This window comes from Candidatus Neomarinimicrobiota bacterium, from assembly GCA_034716895.1.
GTDB lineage: Bacteria > Fidelibacterota > UBA8477 > UBA8477 > JABMPR01 > JABMPR01.
In genome coordinates this window covers 1-20,827 of sequence record JAYEKW010000021.1, presented here as the reverse complement: position 1 = coordinate 20,827, position 20,827 = coordinate 1, and the positions used below count along the sequence as shown (strand labels likewise).

The window sequence follows — 20,827 nt, the reverse complement described above, 5'->3', positions numbered from 1 at the left end:
GTCAGAGCAGACGTTTCAGCAAGTGGATACCATATACCGTATAACCCTTATACCTTTATACCCCAGAATATTTTATTGACCCCCAATCTCAATGATTGTATCCAGGTACGCATTATGACGATGAGCCTATTTTCTAAACCCTCAAACCCCCAAACTTACAAACTATCTTGGTCTAATACCAATTTGTACTTCTAAACGGCACTATAAGTTCAAAATATTTTTTCGTTTATCAATCTTCAAGTTTTTTGCATAGCCGTAGCTATGGTGGAAACTTTAAGTGCAGAGAAACGGAAAAAGATGCAGAAATTAAGTGCCAGTTGGAAGTACAATTGGTATAACTTGCTTTGCAGGTTATTATGTCCAAGGTGTAAATACCTGAAAAATATTAAGCCGTAAGTCGTAAGGAACACGCATGAGTTGGTTCAAGCGAAAAGAAAAAAATATCCAGACTGTAAGCTCTGAGAAAAAGGACATCAAAGAAGGACTCTGGGTTAAGTGTCCCAATTGCCGTCAGATCTTATATAAAGCCGAATTGCTGCAGAGTAACAATGTATGCTATAAGTGTGGCTACCATTTTCGTATTCCAGCCTCCAGTTATATTGAAATTCTGCTGGATGCTAAAGATCGCCACATTCATTTTCAAAATATCAAGCCCAAAGATCCCCTGAAATTCAAAGCCCAGAAGAAGTATAGTGATCAACTTGCAGCCGCTCAACAAAAAACAGGCAAACATGATGCTGTTCAGGTTATCCAGGGCTACATGAATAAAAAACCAGTGGTTTTGGCTGTGATGGACTTTTCATTTATCGGGGGCAGTATGGGTTCCGCTGTAGGGGAACTATTGGCTCGGGCTGCTGATCTTGCCCGCGAAAAAAAATATCCGCTGATCATTATTTCAGCCTCTGGTGGCGCCCGTATGATGGAAGGTGCCTATTCCCTCATGCAAATGGCCAAGACATCTGCCAAATTAAGCCAGTTGGCCGAAGCTAAAGTTCCTTACATTTCTTTAATGACCGATCCAACCACTGGCGGTGTGACAGCCAGCTTTGCCATGCTCGGCGATGTCAATATGGCTGAACCAGGTGCCTTGATCGGTTTTGCCGGTCCTCGGGTGATTAAGCAGACCATCGGCGCTGATTTGCCAGAAGGTTTTCAACGAGCTGAATTTCTGCTGGAAAAGGGCTTCCTGGATATGATCGTTGCTCGGGATGACCTGAAAAATAAGATGACTGAAATTCTCGAGATCCTACATGTCTAAACCTAAGATCCTGCTAACCAATGATGACGGAATAAATGCTCCCGGTATCCTTGCTTTAGCCGAAATACTTGCTGATCAGGCTGAGATCTATATCGTAGCTCCCATCTCTGAAATGAGTGCCATGGGACATGCCATTACCATCTCGGATCCCCTGAAAGTAACAGAGATATTTAGAAACGATACTCACTATGGTTGGGGAATAGGGGGCACTCCGGCTGATTGTGTCAAGTTGGCTATCAATGGTCACTTGATACCCCGACCTGACCTGGTAATATCCGGAATCAATCAGGGAGCCAACGTTGGTGTGGATATCATCTATTCGGGTACCGTGTCGGCCGCATACGAAGGTACCATCCTGGGCATTCCTGCAATGGCCATATCTTTGAATTCTTTTTCGCAAAAAGATTTTTCGGCGGCTGCGGAGATCGCCCAGATCATGGTGAATAGAATTCTTAATGAAGGTTTACCCCAAGGTACCCTGCTGAACGTTAACGTGCCGAAAGGAGCTCTCAGTGCTTTTCAGGGCATGTGTATCACCCGACAGGGAAGTGGTACCTATGAAGAGAAATTGGAACGTCGAGAGGATCCACGGAAGCGGGTTTATTACTGGCTTTCAGGCACTCGAATCTATCAGGATTCTGATCCGGATCTGGATGAGAATGCCATTAGATCAGGCTGGGTTTCCATTACTCCTCTCTATTATGAACTTACCAACCACAGCTTTCTGGAATCCCTGCGATCCTGGAAACTGGAACTTGGGTAACCCCACTCCATTGAACAGGCAATTAAGAAATACTGCAATGAGACCGATCTATTCGTCCATGCATAAAAACACTTTGCGTACTCTGCGCGAGGATATTTTCAGGAGGTCCTCATGCATGAGTTAGTGCTGATTCTGGATTTTGGATCACAGTATACCCAGCTGATCGCTCGGCGTATTCGCGAAGAACAGGTTTACTGTCGAATCGTTCATTCTGATATTACAGCTGAGGCGATCCAGGAAATAGGAGCCAAAGCGCTTGTCCTGTCCGGTGGCCCGAATAGCAGCTTTGAAGAGGGCGCCCCCCAGATTGATCCCGGTGTGTTTGACCTGGGACTTCCTATCCTGGGTGTTTGCTATGGATTACAGCTCATTGCACGGCATTATAAAGGTAATGTTGAACCGGGGATCACGCGTGAATACGGTCCCATGGGAATTCACTTTCCTGTTGAGACACCCCTGTTTGAAGGCGTCTCTGCAGGATCCCAGGTCTGGATGAGTCATGGCGATCATGTCGAATCAATTCCTCATGAATTCCAGGTCATCGCCCGTTCTTCCGGTGAACTGATCGCCGGGATCGCCCACCGAACCCAACCTCATTACGGTGTCCAATTCCATCCCGAGGTAAACCATACAGTTCAGGGTCAGACCATTATCAGCAACTTTTTGTTTAGAATCGCTGGATTCAATCGAGATTGGACCTCCTCCAGTTTTGTGAAGGATACAGTCCAACAAATTCGTGAAACAGTGGGGGATCGTAGAGTTTTACTGGGTTTGAGTGGTGGTGTGGATTCATCTGTTTTAGCCTTTCTAATGCATGAGGCAATTGGCGATAATTGTCTTCCGGTCTTTATCGACAACGGTTTGCTGAGAGCAAATGAACCTGCTGAGGTTAAAGCGCTCTTTGAAGCCTCTCACATCAAGATATTTCAACATGATTATTCCCGGGAATTTCTTGCAGAATTGGCCGGAGTAAAAGAACCTGAACAGAAACGTAAGATCATTGGTCGGGTTTTTATCGAATCTTTTGAAGAAGTGGCCAGATCCTTTGAAAATATTGAATACTTAGCCCAGGGCACTCTGTATCCGGATGTTATTGAAAGTGGCGCGGTTTCAGGGCATGCAGTAATGATAAAAAGTCATCATAATGTGGGCGGTTTACCTGAAGAAATGACTCTCAAGATCATAGAGCCCTTCAAAGAGCTATTTAAAGATGAAGTGCGGGCCGTTGGCAGAGTCCTGAATGTGCCGGCCAAGATCATTGGACGTCACCCCTTTCCCGGTCCGGGACTGGCAGTAAGATGTTTGGGAGGTGTCAGCAAAGATCGTCTGGAAGTTTTGAAAGCAGCAGATAAAATCTTCATTGAAACGCTGTACGAAACCGATTGGTATGACAAGATCTGGCAGGCTTTCACTGTACTTCTTCCCTTACAGACCGTTGGCGTTATGGGAGATAAACGAACCTATGAGAATGTGTTGGCGATCCGGGCTGTCCATAGTATGGATGGCATGACTGCAGACTGGGTTAGAATTCCCTACGAAATCCTCGCTGAGGTTTCCAGCAAGATCGTAAATTCCGTAAGTGGCGTTAATCGGGTTGTTTATGATATAACCTCCAAACCCCCAGGAACTATTGAGTGGGAGTAGCATTGAACTTCTTGTTTAGTTTTATGCATAAGTCCACGCTAATTATTTTGTCGTTTGAGACAATTAATTCTAGTCTTTGCGAGGAGAGAAACGACAAAGCTATCTCGGATCCCGGATTGCTACATCCCGACCTTAATTCTTAGATCGAAGACGGGAACAATGGATTGCAAAAGAGACTGGAGCCAGATTTAAGCAGTGTTGATGTATGGTTAATGTAAACTTGATGAATGAGGATAAATAGTAGAGTGAAACCATGTGTGGTATAGTAGGATACATCGGTCATAATAATGCTGTTCCAGTAGTCATTGAAGGCCTGCAGCGCCTGGAATACCGGGGTTATGATTCATGCGGAATTGCCCTCTTGCAGAGGAGTGGTATTGGTCTTGAAAAGGTCACTGGGAAAGTAAGCGAACTCCAGGGAGCTCTTGCTCAAAAGCAGATCAGTAGTCAAGTGGGTATTGGCCATACCCGGTGGGCAACTCATGGTCCACCTACTATGCACAACGCCCATCCCCATGTTAGCCAGGATGGCAAGGTGGCCATTGTTCATAATGGTATCATTGAGAATTATCAGATCCTTAAAAGTGAACTTGTCAGCAATGGTTATGAATTCAGCAGTGATACTGATACAGAAGTAGTCGTAGCTTTAATCAGCCAAGCTTATCATGGTAATCTTGAATCCGCAGTTCGAGAAGCCCTCTCACATGTTGTGGGTGCTTATGGGGTGGCAATTATCCATGCAGATGAGCCAGAAAAAATTGTTTGTACCCGTAAAGGGGCTCCTCTGATCATGGCTGTTGGAGAGGATGAATATTTTGTCGCTTCTGATGTGGCGGCAATTTTAAAATATTCCAAAGATGTGATCTATCTGGACAATGAGGAGATCGGTGTTTTGACCCCGGACGGTATTAAAACCTATTCCAGTGATCAGCATCAGATAGCAAAAAAGATTCACAAAATCACCTTCGATCTGGAGGAGATCGAAAAAAGTGGTTATGAGCATTTCATGCTCAAGGAAATCTTCAGTCAACCCGATACTATTCACGATGCCATGCGTGGTCGTTTGTTGCCTGAGGAGGGTAATGCCCACCTGGGAGGCATCAATCACATGATTGGATCCATTCTCCATGCCGATCAACGCTATTTTACAGCTTGTGGAACCTCCTGGCATGCCGGCCTCATTGGTGAAATGATGTTCGAGCAGTTTGCCCGCCTGCCTGCTGAAGTGGAATATGCCAGTGAATTTCGCTATCGTGAACCTCTGGTTGATGCTAAATCCATAGTTTTCGCTATCAGTCAATCCGGCGAAACGGCAGACACCCTGGCAGCTATTCAGGAAGCCAAAAATCGTAATGCTACGGTTCTGGGTATCTGTAATGTTGTGGGTAGCTCCATTGCTCGGGAAACCGAAGCAGGAGTCTATATCCATGCCGGCCCTGAGATCGGTGTCGCCTCTACCAAAGCATTTACTTCGCAGGTAACTGTCCTTTCTTTGTTAACGCTGAAACTGGCTCGACTGATGGGCATGAGTGATGCTGATGGGCATGAGATTGCCCAGGCTATGCAGCGTCTACCTGAAGATGTGGGGTGGATCTTGAAACAGGCTGATCAGATCGCTGAAATTGCCAAATTGTATGCTGATGCCTCTAATTTTCTATATCTGGGCAGGGGTGTGAATTTTCCGGTTGCACTGGAAGGTGCCTTGAAACTCAAGGAGATCTCTTACATCCATGCTGAAGGGTATCCTGCAGCTGAAATGAAGCATGGTCCCATTGCCTTGATCGATAAGTCCATGCCCATTGTAGCCATTGCCCCTCAGGATAAGACCTATGATAAGATCCTCAGCAATATTGAAGAGGTCAAAGCCCGGCACGGACGGGTGATCGCCTTGGCTACCCAGGGAGATACACGGATTAAAGATGTGGTTGACCATGTTCTGTATGTGCCACCAGCTCTTTCCTTTACCGCTCCTATCCTGAATGTGATCCCGCTTCAACTATTGTCATATTATATAGCAGTTGAACGCGGTTGTAATGTGGATCAGCCCAGAAACCTGGCTAAAAGCGTGACAGTGGAGTAAACAATGTTCAATCGTCTATTATTTCTACTCATCCCTTTGCTTCTATTCGGCGCACGACCTGAATTTAAGGAAGGTGTAAATCTTTATGAGCAAGGCTCTTATTGGGAAGCCCTCCGGATATTTGCAGAACTGTCAGATGAAGATGCATCTTTGAATAAACAACGATCTGCTTCATCATATATGCGTATTCGTTGCTATAATAAACTGGGTTTTAACCAGCGGGCCCTCATGTTGGCGCGTGAATTTCCAGGAACTTTTCCAGCTAGTGATTACCTCGATGATCTGCAATTTTTATTGGGTGAAATTTATCTGGATCTGGGAGATGTTCGTGAAGCCGCCTGGAATTTTGCCGGTTCAGCAGCTGTAACTCGTGACAAGAAAATCCGCAGGGCTGCTCGTGAGTACACCGAATCTTTGGTGGGAACGGTCTGTGATGTGGATGATCTGCATGTACTGGCCACCAGATCAATAGACCGAACGGGACAATTCCTGGCCCTGTTGGTCGCTGAACGATTTCTAAAGGACGGTAACCAGAGTGAGTCCCTGAATATCCTGTTTAATCTCAGACCCTATATCCAGGATGATGATTTACGTAGACGAGCCATGCATTTATATGATCGATTCGGTGCTCTCCAACCGGACACACTGCATATCGCAGTGGTTCTACCGCTGTCAGGAGCTCTAACTACCATCGGAACACCTATTCTGGACGGGATCAGATATGCCGCCATGACATATATGGATAGCACAAGTCAATCCGTGAATCTGCACATTTATGACAACAGAAGTAAATTGTCAGAGAGCATTAGAATTGCCAGACAGGTAAGAGATGACCCCCGTATTATTGCTCAGATCGGTCCCTTGACCAATGAGAATATCAAAGGGACAGCTGCTGTGTTGGAAGGACATCAGATTCCCATCATTGCTCCTGCAGCTACCGAGAACCAATTGACAAATCTTTCAACTGGAATTTTCCAATTTCGAGCCACTCGTGAACGTAAAGCAATTGCCATGGCTGAATATGCAGTAAGAACTCTGGGGATGAAAACATTTGCTATCATTGCACCCTCTACTGAGTACGGACAGCAATTTGCTGATAATTTTGCCACCAGGGTGGACGAATTGGGTGGACTGATCCAATATCAGGGATGGTATGTCGGGGAGCCCACTGATCTTTCCAAAGTTCATTTTCGCAGGATCAGGGAACAGGGTCTCGAAGAATTGTATCTGAAAATGCAGGAGGACTCTCTCCGTCTGGATTCTTTATTAACTGGGATGATCACTGAGGGTGATTCGGTCAATATCTATGAAGAACAATTGCAACCCATCTTAAGAAAATCACGACCCACTCGTGGAGATTCACTTAAAGTTGAGTTATCTCATATCGACGGTATGTTTTTCCCAATTCACGAAGGCAGTATCCCCTATATTTTGTATCAGCTTGCCAGCAATAATCTCACAACCCATATTCTTGGAGACGAGAATTGGCTAGACAGAGCCATACTGAAAAAGAACGCCAGCTATATACCTGAATTAACTCTGGTTGCGGGGAACCGTCTCGGATTCCAGGAGATTGCCAGCTCATATTCCGATGAGTATATCCGTCTATTTAATCGTCATCCAGAACAATATGATCTTATGGGGTTTGATGCCATGGGCATGGTTTTAAATGCTTCTCAATATGCAGGCGGCTCCGGCAGTAGACTCTGGGAAGTATTGATCAATTCACCTGGCTATGAAGGATTGGTGCATCAGGTACAGTGGGGGGGGAATACCAGACGTGAGAATGATCTTGTATTTCTAATGGATTATGTAGACAAAGGCTTTGAGCTCACCGGCTATTATGATAATTTTGGCTTCTTCTCCATGGATAGCTTGGATAGTCTTGAAATGGAGTCCCCATCAGAGATCGAGTAAGAGTGCTTAGCCCGCAAAATTTGGATGTTCCGAAATCAGTAATGCTGGGTTTTTCCACTCGCCCGGGAGGGCAGAGTTCTGCTCCTTTCCAGGGACTTAACATGTCTACTTCCAGAGGTGACTCCCTGCAAAATGTCACAGCAAATCGACAATTATTTCTGGATCAGTTTAACACGGTTGAATCGCAACTTGCCCAACCTGTCCAAATCAGTCAGGCTGGAATTGAGATCGTAAAATATCCAGGTAAATACAGCGCACGAGATGCTCTGATAACCGACACACCGGGGGTCTACTTAAGTATTTTAACTGCTGATTGTTCTCCCATTCTGATCTGGTCTGAAGCGTATCCTCTGGTGGCTGCAGTTCATTCCGGTTGGCAGGGGTCAGAACTGGATATCCTTGGAAAAACCTTAGGGCTGATCCTGGATTCGTTCACCGTTACACCAGCTTCAATCAATCTGGTCATTGGTCCAGGCTTGGGTCAGGATAATTTTGAAGTGGGTGCTGAATTCTCTACCAAGTTTCCAGCGACCTATTTAAAAGAAGCTGTCAACAGTGATCGATTCTATTTTGACAATAACAATTATTTGAAGGACACTGCTCTGAATTTTGGTATTCCGGCTGATCAGATAGAGATATTGCCCTATTGCAGCTATCGTGATTCCGATCTATTCTTTTCGCATCGTCGGGATCAGGGAGTTACCGGCCGTATGATGTCCGTGATCGGGATACCCACATGAGTCCCTTTAGTGCCGCAATTTTAGCAGTGGTTCAGGGGTTAACTGAGTTTTTACCTGTTTCCAGCTCAGGTCATCTGGTACTGGGCGAGGCTCTGTTGGGTTCACATGCTTTCGCCGATAGTATCGCCTTTGAACTGGTCGTTCATTTAGGGACGTTTCTTGCCGTACTGGTAATATTTTGGCAGGATATCATCAATCTCATAACCGTGTTTTTTCCACGCCTTTTGGCACCGCAAAAATGGTCGGCTGAGTTCCATTCAAATTCAGAGTTCAAACTGACAGTGCTCATGATCGTTGGGATGCTTCCGGCAGGGATCGTAGGCCTGCTCTTACGGGATCAGATCAGTGACCTGTTTTCAGACCCGGTTCAGGTGAGCATTGCTTTATTGGTTACTGGTGGGATGCTCTTATCAACAAAATATTATCGGAAAGCCAACCAACCAATTGATTTAAAGAAGGCTCTGTTGATCGGCCTTGCTCAGGCTTTGGCGCTGATCCCCGGGATCTCCAGATCCGGATCAACGATCACCATGGCTTTAGCTCTCGGGATCAAACAAGAACAAGCTGCCCGGTTCAGTTTTATTATGGTTTTACCGCTCATTTTTGCAGCTACTGTTCTTGAGCTTAAAGACCTGCTGGAGGTTGGTATCAATGCTGATGAAGGTTTGATCCTGCTGATCGGCCTGGTCATTTCATTCATTGTCGGTTTCTTTAGCTTAAAATGGTTACTGCAGTTGCTCAAAGGGGGAAAATTTCATTATTTTGCCTGGTACTGCTTCAGTATCGCTTTCCTGGGAATGGCCTACTTCTAACATGGCAGCCTATTCAAATAAACTTCCAGATCAATCTCAAGTTATGACTGACCTGCATAATGGAGAGTTGGCATCTCTCTATTTTGCCAGAGGCTCTGATCCATATCTGTATCGCCAATTCTTGACCACGCTTAAATCTGTTTTTAAAACGCGTTTCGGTGAAAATGCAGATTATATCCAACGTTGGGGGATTGATCTGAAGCTTGCCACTGATGTTAGTTCATTATTGGAAGGGGGCGGGCTCTTTACATCAGCCAGCTTGATCATGCTCCATGATATTCAAGATGCCAATGTTCAGGTTAAAACCAATTTGGCAGATATGTTGAAAAATTTGGCACCTCATACTATTGTACTGGTTCACTACTCCATCGGCGATAACCGACAAGCAAAATGGCTGGGTGCCATCCAGAATGTGTCCCGGGCTTTTAGTATAAATAGTCCAGAACCTGCTGAACTTCCCCGTGTTGTTGCATCCATGGCCCAGCACCATGAACTTGATCTTGATAAAGCAGCCATCTATCGCTTGATCGAATTGAGCAAAGGTGAATTGGCTATCATTGAAAATGAGTTGGAAAAATTAGCATTATACCTGGATGATCCCAAGCAGACCATCGGACGCGAATTGATCGATCGGATAGCCGGTGCTGTTGAAAATGCTCAAGTCGGTCAATTTGTTGAAGCATTTTCAAATCGTGATCGACAAACAGCTATTCAAGCCCTGGTCGAGATCCACCGTCAAGGAAAGGAGGGTCTTCCTTACCTGGTTGCCGTATTATATAACAGGCTTGTTCAACTCATGGCATTACGGGAGCCACTCGAGGCGCGCAAGTCCATCGGGCAGGGAACGACTTCCTACTACTTTCTTAAGAAATTGGAGTCAGTATCCCGTATGTATTCATTGGCCGAACTTCAGTTGGCAACCCGTGAATTGGCAAAACTCGACCTGCAATTTAGATTAGGCTCCCTGGATATGCTGTCGGCATTTTCCACCTGGGTAGCAAAGGTTGTATAGGAATGGCTGAAAAAATCCAAAAAACAGATGAACAACTCATCGCTGAATTTCAGGGTGGGAATGAGCTTGCCTTTGTAGAATTGGTGGATCGCTATAAAGATCGTTTGATCAACTTTGTGTACCGCTTTCTAAATGATATGACTGATGCTGAAGATCTGGTGCAGGAAACTTTCCTCAAGGTCTACAAGAAAAAGCATGCCTATAGAGAGATCGCTAAATTCTCTACCTGGATCTACACGATCGCTGGTAATCTGGCTCGCTCTGAACTACGAAAACGAAAACGCCGCAAAACCTTCACCATGTCTCAACTATCATTCGAAGACAATGAATTTACCCCGGTGGACCCTGGCAAAGATACTGAAGGTATTGTTTTTAATACTTATGCCGGTGAAGAGATCATGAAAGCCATCAAACAGTTGGTGGAACCTTTTAAGACGATCATAATTTTGCGAGATATTCAGGAACTTTCCTACGAAGACATCAGTACAATACTCGACATTCCAATGGGAACGGTCAAGTCACGTGTGAACAGAGCACGTTTGAAATTACAGGAAACATTAGGTTACCTTAGGGAGTAGTCCATAGCAATAACGCTATCGCAAGAGCATCACAAATCGAGGATCTTAGGCATGCAGAATAATGAATGTAGTTACATTTCTGAACAGTTTACAGAATATCAGGAAAATTCGCTTTCGCCAGAAATAAGAGCCCGGGTCGATGCTCATCTAACGGTTTGTAGTGCTTGTCACACACGCTTCAAAAGCCTTAGCCAAATTTTAGATCAACTTCACAATTCCCCTCATAAAAAAGCAAAACCAGATTTTACTCAGAACCTGATGCTCCAGATCGAGGAAATGAATCAGGAAACTTTCTGGCACAAATTGTACAGTTCTTCCTATACCCGGATCGCAGGATCTGCTGTGGCCGCTGGTTTGCTCGTAGCCCTGGGATTGAATATTTGGATTGATCCGATCTCACCATTCTCTCCCCAGAGTGAACGCAGCTTTACTGGAGTACAAGAAGCTCAGCTAAAGCCGGTTGAATCAATAGTCGGGCAACTTGATAGCACACAGGAAAATAAATCTGATTCACTCGGTCTGAACAAGACTACCATTAAGTCCGGTAGCTCCTCCCTGCAACTTGTTAACGACACAAAATAAAGACCAAACATCTCTAAAAATCGAGTATTATAAATCCTGTGAATATCAGGAGTATCAATTGATTTTTACACTCCTCATCCTTAACTTTAAGTCTATTGCTTAAATCGTCTGAGAGGGCGTAACATTAACAATATCCAAGCAGTCATCTCTTTGAGTTGAATGTTGCCAAAAGTTAAGTAAGGGTGGATTGGATCATGGCATTAACAGATATCGATCTCGCAAATCTGGAAACAAAGCCATTTTTTAGAAGTCAGATCAATAATCTCATTGGGATACTGCTTTCCACATATCCTGAGCTCCATGTATATCTCTATATTCTTGATCCGGCTGGAGTCTTTGTGCTCCAGGATCTCCCAACCAACCGCAATCATGTATTTGATATCATCCTTGCAGAAGTTCCCGCTATCGAGGAATTACAAACTCAGACAGCATTCTCCAGCATGTTTATTCTGAATCAGGCTAATGCTGCCATTTTTTCCCAGGATCCAGGTAAATTATCTGAATACTCGCTCATATCACCTATCGGTGGTCAAGATGGTTTAGCCGGGTTTCTACTGACTATTATTCCTCCCAATCTTACACGTGAGGATCTCAATCTTGCTCAATTTGACAAAGTCGCCGAAAGTATTGGTCTGAATTCTATTACTTCGAAACTCTTGGAGGAATACAAGGAAAGAAGTGATCACCTGTCTGTAATGCTCGAAGTCAATACTCATCTGAATATTGCAGCTACCAAAACCGACTTCCTGTATGAGATCTCCCGCTTCGGTAAATATTTTCTTCATTTTGATCGGGCCGTATTGGTGCTTCATCCTGAGAATACTCCGGAATACTTTATCGTTGACTCTATTGAAGGTGATGAAACAGGATTGCAGCAAGGCATGAGTTACCCACTGTATAACTCACTGGTGAGCCGATCGATCATGACTGGTAAATACTGTATATTTAAAAAAAGCCATGATACTCGGATGGAAGGAATCTATCGCACCGGGGATCATCAGGGCTATTCCCATGACCAGGTTCTGGTTTTTCCGCTGGCCAAAGTCAAGAATGGACCAGGTGCTCTGATTTTGGAATCATTCACTGAATATCCGGTCAAACAGACAGAGATCGGGATCTTTGAGATGATCAGCCAAAGTTTGGGAGCGGCCCTTACTCGCTTTAGTCTCTACGAACGTTTGAATAATTATGCCACTATTGATACGCTGACCCATTTATACAATCTCCGTGCCTTGAAACAACGTTTTCAGGAGGAGCTGGCCCGAGCTGGTCGTTATCAAAACTCCCTGGTAGTTCTCTTTCTAGACCTGGATAAATTCAAATTGGTAAATGATACTCACGGTCATCTTATGGGTGATTTTGTATTGCGGGAAACTTCCCAGATAATTCGTGACTCCATTCGAACCAGTGATATTCCAGGAAGATATGGAGGTGAGGAATTCGTTATTATCATGGTGAATTCTGATGCTGCAGCCTGTTTGGCCAGTGCCCGTCGCCTCTGTGCTGCCATACGTGATCATCAATTTGAAATGAATGAGATCACTATCGAAAATAAGGTCAGCATTGGCCTGTCTGAATTCCCACGTGATGGCAAGGCCATGCAGGATCTGATCCAGTCAGCAGATGCGGCCATGTATACCGCAAAACGACGCGGAGGGGATCAGGTTGTCAAATTTGAGAAAGGAATGGTGCCAAAATCCAAGGCTTAACAAGAACGAAACTATTGCTGACAGCCGTTTGCTTACTCTATTTTTCCATTTCCCCAATTCAAGCCCAAGACTTGGAATTTCCACCAATTATTCTTTCCGGTGTACCCTTTGAGGTTAGTTGGGAGCATTTTGACCAGGCTTCCGAACAGGAGCCGGTTACCGTTACCGGATTTGAAAAAAGCGCACTCCAGATCACGACTGATAAGGGCAGTGCCCAGGTTATCCTTAAGGGACGAGCTACTCTGGAGTACGGGTTGGGCGCCGAAGAGATCACCCGCAAAGAAATTGCAACTATACCAGGGTGGCTCAGTATCCTGCCCCCGTTGTTAGCTATCATTTTAGCTTTACTCACCAGGGAAATGTTGATCTCACTTTTTTCTGGGATATGGGCAGGGGTGACCATTATGCTCAGCTATAACCCCATCGATGGCTTTCTCAGTTCATTGGATAGCTATATAGTTCACACGGTTGCCAATCCCGGTCATGCTACCATTCTCCTGTTTACCTTTGGATTCGGGGGTCTCATCGGGATAGTGCAGAAGAACGGTGGTCTGGCCGGGATTGTGGCCATTGCTGCTCGGTTTGCCAAGACACGGGTACGGGGACAGGTTGCTACAGCATCCATGGGTCTCTTTATTTTCTTTGATGATTATGCCAACAGTCTTTTGGTGGGAAACACCATGAGGCCCTTTACCGACAAGTTGAGGATCAGTCGAGAAAAGCTGAGCTATATCGTTGATTCTACAGCTGCACCGGTTGCCAGTATTGGCTTGATTAGCACCTGGATCGTTTTCGCCATGTCGCTTTTAGATGGTCAGCTAAAGGTTCTGGGGATTCAGACCAATGCGTATTTGTTATTTCTTTTGTCAATACCATTTAGTTATTATGCAATTCTAGCCATCGTATTTGTGTTTATGAATGCCACAATGCGCCGTGAGTTTGGACCCATGTATGCGGCTGAATCAAGAACGATTACCACAGGGGCTGTTTTAGGACCCGGTGCCAAACCGTTGTCAGATGATTCGCTGCTCAGAAATGCGATCCCCAAGGATATTCCCCACCGCTGGTACAATGCGGTGATACCGATATTCATCGTCATTCTTATGACCATTACCGGGATGATTGTTACCGGTATGCCGGATGCTTTTCCGGCGGGCTCCACTGCTCTGGAGAAGTTGCTGTTGATCATGGAAAATACTGATTCCAGTCAGGCTCTTTTGTGGGCTAGCTATATTGCCATTGTTGTGGCCATAGTGATGGCGTTAAGTCAACGATTGTTAACCCTCAAAGCTGCCTTGGAAAGTTGGTTTGAAGGTGCCCGAACCATGTTTTTAGCCGCCATCATTCTGGTATTGGCCTGGAGTCTGGGATCGGTTTGTACCGATATTCACACAGCTGATTTTATCGTGCACTATACTCGGGATTGGATCTCACCTGGTCTTCTTCCCACCCTGACCTTTATTATTGCAGCATTGATCAGTTTTGCTACAGGTACTTCTTATGGAACCATGTCGATCCTGATCCCGCTCGTCGTTCCGCTCTCCATTCAGTTGTATGGTGATGTTCATACGGTCTTGTTTTGGGCTACTTTCTCAGGGATCATCAGTGGAGCAACATTTGGTGATCACTGTTCACCAATCTCGGATACCACCATTCTTTCATCACTGGCTAGTGGCGCTGATAATGTGGACCATGTGCAAACCCAGTTGCCTTACGCCCTGTTGGTTGGCACCGTGGCTATTTTGTTCGGTTTTCTACCCATCGGACTGATCTCCGAACCATCATATTTCACGGGAATCCTATTTTATGCTCTGAGTATCGGGACACTGTATCTTGTCTTAAAATTCTACGGCAAACCGCTTCCGGAATTACCAGAGAATACTACGGAGATTAATGCCCATTAATCGTTTATCACATAGAATGGTCGTATGGATCTACTCAGCTATTACTGTGGTTGTTACTGCTATTTCACTGAATGCTCAAGAAAATATCCGCACTTACGATACGCGAGCCATTGATGCATTCATGAATGGAATGAATCTGGAATCAGATGGAAAGCTTGACCAGGCCATTATCGCTTATGAGCGAGCTCTTACATTTGATGCCGGAGCGGCTGACATTCATTTTTCACTTGCCAGATTATACTTTCAAGTGGATCAAAAAGCACTTGCCAAGGCAGCCTTGCTGGAAGTGATCGATCTACAACCCCATAACTTGAAAGCCCTTGAATTGTTGGGTGAGATTGCCCAGTCAGAAGCAGAGCATACTCTGGCCCTGAACTATTTTGATCAGATCCTGGATGTGGAGCATAATAATGATTATGCCATTCTCCAGACAGCCCGGATATACCATGTATTGGGAGATACCATCCGTGAAGCTGATTTTTTAATTCGCCTCTGGGAATTGGATACAGATCGGATGGCTGCTCTGCAACGGGCTGAAAACATCTACCTCAATGCCAATGACTATACCCGAATTACTGATCTTTATGACAAGCTTATTAAACGGATGCCGACACAGACTGACCTGGTAGGTCGTCAGATCAGATTATTCCTCGGCATGAATCGCTTTTTTGCCGCTGAAGCCTTGATGGATTCACTGATCGAGGTTGCTCCATATTCTATGGATCTGCAAAGCATGAAAACTGATCTGGTAAAGGTCATGCACGGTGAAATGGCAGCCATAGATTATCTCACTAAGGTTCTGGAAGATGGTCAGGAATCCTGGGAACTTAAGCTCAAGCTGAGCCAATTGCTTATCGATGCCGGCGAGTCCAGTACAGCTCGTATCATCCTGAAAGAGATCCTGGGAGTACAGCCAGATCATTCTAATGCTGTATCCATGTTGATCTGGACCTATTTGGATGTAGATGAAGTGAATCAGGCCCGGGTCGTTTTGGAAAGTTATCTCCCAGCCTTTCCAGATGATTTCTTCCTGCATCGGTTAATGGGCAGTATCCTACAGGATATTGCAGTTGAAACGGGGGACTCACTCCATTTTCAGCAGGCTCTGGATGCCCTGGAAAAGACCCTCGAAATTCGTCCGGATGATGGGCAAACCCTCCATATGATCGCCGCAACATTAGATCTTTGCGGACGACGTGAGGAAGTATTGCAAACCTACGTTCAATTGATCACTATCAACCCGGAAGATGATCTGGCCTTAAATAATTATGCTTACCTGCTAACAGAAGGGGAGGTGAGTGAGGATACCCTGCGCCATGCTGCAGGATTTGTTGAACGAGCGTTGGTCATCAATCCCAACAATGCTCCTTATCTTGATACAGCCGGTTGGATATATTTTAAACTTGGCCACATCCAGCTGGCCCGTGAATTCATTGATCGGTCTTTGAATATCAATCCCGACAATCCAGAGGTTTTAATGCATATGGGAGATGTTTTGGAGTATCTTGGAAAGTCAAATGAAGCTTATATCTACTATATGCGAGCAGGTAAATTACGTTAAGATCCATGAAAAATGATAATGTGAGGATGGTTCATTGAGTCTAATAAGTATTGTAGTTCCACTCTTTAATGAAGATGAATCTTTGGCAGAACTATTGTCTCAGGTCGAAAAATCACTGGAGTCTTCCAGCCATCAATTTGAGATCATATTCATAGATGATGGCTCAACGGATGGATCTTTGGATTTGATTCGGGAAATGGCTGTATCTGATACCCGTGTGAGGGTAATCAGCTTTCAGAGGAACCATGGCAAGGCAGCTGCTTTAAATGCCGGTTTTAAAGCTGCTAATGGTGATTATGTGATTACCATGGATGCTGATCTTCAGGACAATCCGGAAGAGATCCTGCCCCTCATTACAGTATTGGATGATGGCTGGGATATGGTGAGTGGCTGGAAACAGATTCGCCATGATCCCATCGGTAAAAGATGGCCATCGAAGTTGTATAACTTAACGGTCTCTAAACTTTCTGGAATACCCATTCATGATTTTAATTGTGGACTGAAAGCCTATACCCGGAAAGTAGTGAAGAACATCGACCTCTACGGCGAAATGCATCGGTATATTCCTGTTTTAGCAAAGCAGAAAGGTTTTTCCTGTACTGAGAAAGTTGTCCAGCACCGTGCCCGAAAATATGGCGAATCAAAATATGGGATAGCCCGACTCTTTACCGGATACCTTGATCTGTTTACCGTTATGTTTCTAGGTAAATACATGCGGAAACCCATGCACTTTTTCGGCCTGGCCGGCATGCTGCTTTTGATGCTGGGCCTAGGAATCCTCGGATTCCTTAGCATCCAGTGGTTGCAACAATATTTTTATGGTACGGGTCAGTGGATTAATAATCGTCCCATCTTCTTTATCGGTATTCTGCTTGCCATCATCGGAGGCCAATTTGTGTCTATGGGACTATTGGGGGAATTGATCACCAGCTCACTCCATAAGGAGAATCCTGTCATCCGTGATGATGACTGATCCGGCTTGGGTGTGCGACTTTCTTTGATTAGTGTTGGACCACCGTATCGCGGTGGCATTTCGGATTTAAGCGCATTGATCTATGAAGAATTGAGCAGGGATCACAGTGTCCAGTTTATCAATTATTCCCGTCAATACCCGAAACTGCTCTTTCCCGGAAAAACTGAATACAAGGTGGGGCAACTTGCCTCTGATTTTCCATCGGAAAGAATTCTGGATTCCATCAACCCCTTTACCTGGTTTAAAGCGGTTCGCAGCATTAACGCCTTTCAGTCAGAACTGGTTATCTTTCGTTATTGGAATCCTTTTTTTGCTCCCCTGATCAATGTGATCAGCCGACAATTGAAGAAGGCTGGCATAAGCGTTGCGATAGTGGTGGATAATCTCATTCCTCATGAGAGATCATGGATCGATTCATGGATGGCTAAACGGGTACTGCGACACGCTGATCACGTATTTACCATGTCCAGATCTGTTACCGAGGATGTGTTGACGAATAGTCCAGAGGCTTCTGTAACAACACTATTCCATCCGCTTTATGAGATCTATCAGTCCCGCTATACGAAATCTGAAGCCCGTGAGCTGCTGAAGCTTTCTGATAAACCCGTTATGCTCTTCTTTGGTCTCATTAGACCTTATAAGGGCTTGGACATTTTCATAAAAGCGCTGGGGATGATTAGGGGTAAACTCCCGGATTTTCAGGCATTTATCCTTGGTGAGGCTTATGAAGATGAGCAGAAATATAAAGACCTGATCCAGGCAGCCGGCATATCTTCAAATATCGTCTATCGCAATGAATTCATTCCTGATGATGAATTACCCCTGTATTTCGCGGCCTGTGATGTGCTGGTTCTGCCATATCGAACCGCTACCCAGAGCGGGATCATTGGTATCGCCTTTCAAATGGATCGGCCAGTGATCGCAACTCAGGTAGGGGGGTTGGGTGAGTATATTGATCATGGAAAAACCGGTTATCTGGTTCCGCCTGAAGATCCCCCGGCTTTGGGAGATATGATCCTCAAATTTTTTGCTGGTTCTCATCAGGAAACCATGTCAAAGCAGGTAAAAGCTTCCAAATCACGATTTTCGATCGGTAGTTTTTGCACAGAAATGACCCAAGAGTTTCTGGATGGATAACCCAAAAGTCTGCATTCTGGTGTTGAACTGGAATGGTGCCAACGATACGATTGAATGCTTGAACTCTCTCCAAAAACTGACCTATGCAAATACGGAGCTTGTGGTTATCGATAATGGATCCGACGATGATTCAGTTGTCCGGATCAAGCAGGCTCATCCTCAGATTGAGCTGCTTGAATTACCCCGGAATCTACTCTATGGCGGGGGGAACAATGCCGGATTGGAGTGGACCAGGGGTCGTCATTTCGATTATCTCATTTTCCTAAATAATGATACAACCGTTGAAGCTGATTTTGTGGAACCTCTGCTGGAAGCATTTCAAAACGAGTGGTCAGTAGGAATGGCTGCTCCTCTGATGTGCTATTCCGCTGATCCTGACCTGGTTTGGTATGGGGGCGGAATTGTTAATCTGTGGTCTGGTGTGGTTGCTCATCGGCATATCAGAGCCAATTCAAGTGCGATCAGGACGGATACACAAGCTACCGATTATATTACGGGTTGTTGTCTCATGCTGCCCACAGAATTGGCGCATCAAATGGGTGGCTTTGATCCGGCATTTAAAATGTATGGGGAGGATGTGGACCTTTCCTTACGTTGTCGCGCTGCTGGTTACCAACTGGCATTTGTCCCGCAGAGTAAAATATATCACAAAGTGTCAGCATCCATTGGTGGTGAGTTTGGTTTTTCAAAGCTCAAACGTAAACTGCGCGGGATGCTTCAGATCTATGCTCGACACGCCCACTGGTATCAGTGGATTACGATCCTGTTTTCACAGATCTTCATGAGTTTTGGATTTCTAATGACCTACTTAAAACATCGGACCAGATAGGGAACCAGTCCACCATGTTGACGTTAGAATTCTAATGAAAAAACTAATCTGGTTTGCCGAGATCAAATGGGATTATCTGGTGACCCGTAAGCAACAGATCCTCAGACGCTTTCCAGATGACTGGCAGATTCTCTATATCGAACCCTACGTTGTTGGTAAAGAACAGCACTGGCTGCCCAGCCGCCGCGAAAATCTTACCGTGCTTACCATTCCCTTTTTAAAGCGAATTCCCAACAAACGGATCGCTGCTATTCTGGATCTACGTTTGGTGCGTATGGTCTTTGGCTTGATCGGAACACTCTATTTTCAAATAATGGCCATGTTTTCAGGGTTCTCGGGAAAAGATCGTGTCATTGGTCTTAGTTCAGCCTACTGGGGCAAAATTGCCGGAAGACTCCCGGCCACCCTCCATTTTTACGATGCCAACGATGCCCACCTGGATTTTCCTGGTACACCTGAGTGGCTTCGTGAGTATTTACTGGCCTATCTGGAAACGGCAGATCTTTCGTTTGCCGTTAGCCCCGAGATCCAGGATTCCATTGTAAAATGGGGAGCTGACAATGTTCAGCTGTTGGGCAATGGTGTGGATTATGAGCATTTCTCACAGCTTCAAACTACACCTGATGAGCTGATAAATATCACAAAACCCATATTGGGTTATGCTGGAGCCATGGATTGGCTGGATGCTGTGTTAATTGTAAAGATTTGTAAAGCATATCCGGACTACGAAATTATCCTGTTGGGACCGGAAATACACCCCGGTTGGTTTTCATCTCAAACAGAATTTACGGGTCTGTCGAACTTACGATATCTAGGCAAAGTCGATTATAAAGTACTACCTGCATTTGTTCAAGCTTTCAATGTTGCCTTAATACCTTTTGTAGTTGATGAATTAACTAAACCGCTGAACCCCAATAAGTTATATGAATATAGTGCAGCAGGGAAACCAGTGGTTTCCATGAATTATTCCTCAACTATAGACAAATTACGTGATGTGATTTTTGTTGGGAATACCCATGAGGAGTACCTGGACCAGATCCAATTGGCCCTGGTTAAACCGGAGGATCACCAAAGAATTGCTCTAGCCAAAGCGAATAGCTGGGATCACGTTGCCCAGAAGCTTGAAGATACCATTGTAGCTGGAGTTGCAGGTAAAAAGTGAGAGCACTTCTAAAGAGAATCTTCACCAAGGGAACCTTTGCTTCCAATGTTGCAACACTCAGCTCAGGTACTGCCATTGGTCAATTGAGTGTGATCCTGGCAGCTCCCTTACTCTCCAGATTATTTACACCTGCTGACTTCGGTCAATTGCAATATGTCCTTTCTTT

The 20,827-nt window shown here is 45.0% G+C and carries 17 protein-coding genes; all 17 read left to right on the top strand.

Translation table 11 applies throughout. The features are described 5' to 3' along the window. The first annotated feature begins 412 nt into the window (after positions 1-412). The 17 genes from accD to U9Q77_01825 all read left to right on the top strand — a co-directional run bounded on the left by accD (position 413) and on the right by U9Q77_01825 (position 20,661). Positions 413-1,258, top strand: a complete 846-nt coding sequence (gene accD, locus U9Q77_01905) for an acetyl-CoA carboxylase, carboxyltransferase subunit beta (protein ID MEA3286119.1) — start codon at positions 413-415, stop codon at positions 1,256-1,258. After that, positions 1,251-2,021: a 5'/3'-nucleotidase SurE gene (surE, locus tag U9Q77_01900; protein ID MEA3286118.1), complete on the top strand. Its 771-nt coding sequence runs from the start codon at positions 1,251-1,253 to the stop codon at positions 2,019-2,021. The genes accD and surE overlap by 8 nt, the downstream gene beginning before the upstream one ends. A 111-nt stretch (positions 2,022-2,132) precedes the next feature. After that, entirely contained in the window at positions 2,133-3,665 is a 1,533-nt protein-coding gene (gene guaA, locus U9Q77_01895) for a glutamine-hydrolyzing GMP synthase (GenBank protein ID MEA3286117.1), read from the top strand. Positions 3,666-3,918: 253 nt separating this feature from the next. Further along, positions 3,919-5,745, top strand: coding sequence for a glutamine--fructose-6-phosphate transaminase (isomerizing) (gene glmS / locus U9Q77_01890; protein MEA3286116.1), 1,827 nt, complete (start codon positions 3,919-3,921; stop codon positions 5,743-5,745). Positions 5,746-5,748: 3 nt separating this feature from the next. Continuing rightward, positions 5,749-7,662 (top strand): penicillin-binding protein activator, encoded by a 1,914-nt coding sequence (locus U9Q77_01885; protein ID MEA3286115.1) that lies wholly within the window; start codon positions 5,749-5,751, stop codon positions 7,660-7,662. Between the two features lie 41 nt (positions 7,663-7,703). Continuing rightward, on the top strand, positions 7,704-8,402 hold the full coding sequence (locus tag U9Q77_01880; GenBank protein ID MEA3286114.1) for a polyphenol oxidase family protein: 699 nt from the start codon (positions 7,704-7,706) through the stop codon (positions 8,400-8,402). Continuing rightward, on the top strand, positions 8,399-9,214 hold the full coding sequence (gene uppP / locus U9Q77_01875) for an undecaprenyl-diphosphatase UppP (GenBank protein MEA3286113.1): 816 nt from the start codon (positions 8,399-8,401) through the stop codon (positions 9,212-9,214). Before U9Q77_01880 ends, uppP begins: the two co-directional genes overlap by 4 nt. After that, a complete protein-coding gene (gene holA, locus U9Q77_01870) occupies positions 9,165-10,226 on the top strand; it encodes a DNA polymerase III subunit delta (protein MEA3286112.1) in 1,062 nt (353 codons plus the stop codon). Before uppP ends, holA begins: the two co-directional genes overlap by 50 nt. Before the next feature lie 2 nt (positions 10,227-10,228). Beyond that, positions 10,229-10,804 (top strand): sigma-70 family RNA polymerase sigma factor, encoded by a 576-nt coding sequence (locus U9Q77_01865; GenBank protein MEA3286111.1) that lies wholly within the window; start codon positions 10,229-10,231, stop codon positions 10,802-10,804. A 51-nt stretch (positions 10,805-10,855) separates the two neighbouring features. Beyond that, positions 10,856-11,386, top strand: a complete 531-nt coding sequence (locus U9Q77_01860) for a zf-HC2 domain-containing protein (protein ID MEA3286110.1) — start codon at positions 10,856-10,858, stop codon at positions 11,384-11,386. 194 nt (positions 11,387-11,580) lie between these two features. Next, positions 11,581-13,095, top strand: coding sequence for a GGDEF domain-containing protein (locus tag U9Q77_01855; GenBank protein ID MEA3286109.1), 1,515 nt, complete (start codon positions 11,581-11,583; stop codon positions 13,093-13,095). A gap of 14 nt (positions 13,096-13,109) precedes the next feature. After that, positions 13,110-14,999: a Na+/H+ antiporter NhaC family protein gene (locus U9Q77_01850; GenBank protein MEA3286108.1), complete on the top strand. Its 1,890-nt coding sequence runs from the start codon at positions 13,110-13,112 to the stop codon at positions 14,997-14,999. After that, entirely contained in the window at positions 14,989-16,560 is a 1,572-nt protein-coding gene (locus U9Q77_01845) for a tetratricopeptide repeat protein (protein ID MEA3286107.1), read from the top strand. Before U9Q77_01850 ends, U9Q77_01845 begins: the two co-directional genes overlap by 11 nt. A gap of 34 nt (positions 16,561-16,594) precedes the next feature. Next, a complete protein-coding gene (locus tag U9Q77_01840) occupies positions 16,595-17,533 on the top strand; it encodes a glycosyltransferase family 2 protein (protein ID MEA3286106.1) in 939 nt (312 codons plus the stop codon). A gap of 12 nt (positions 17,534-17,545) precedes the next feature. Further along, positions 17,546-18,670, top strand: coding sequence for a glycosyltransferase (locus tag U9Q77_01835; protein MEA3286105.1), 1,125 nt, complete (start codon positions 17,546-17,548; stop codon positions 18,668-18,670). Then, a complete protein-coding gene (locus U9Q77_01830) occupies positions 18,663-19,499 on the top strand; it encodes a glycosyltransferase family 2 protein (GenBank protein MEA3286104.1) in 837 nt (278 codons plus the stop codon). Before U9Q77_01835 ends, U9Q77_01830 begins: the two co-directional genes overlap by 8 nt. 34 nt (positions 19,500-19,533) lie before the next feature. Next, a complete protein-coding gene (locus U9Q77_01825) occupies positions 19,534-20,661 on the top strand; it encodes a glycosyltransferase (protein ID MEA3286103.1) in 1,128 nt (375 codons plus the stop codon). The last annotated feature ends 166 nt before the right edge of the window (positions 20,662-20,827 follow it).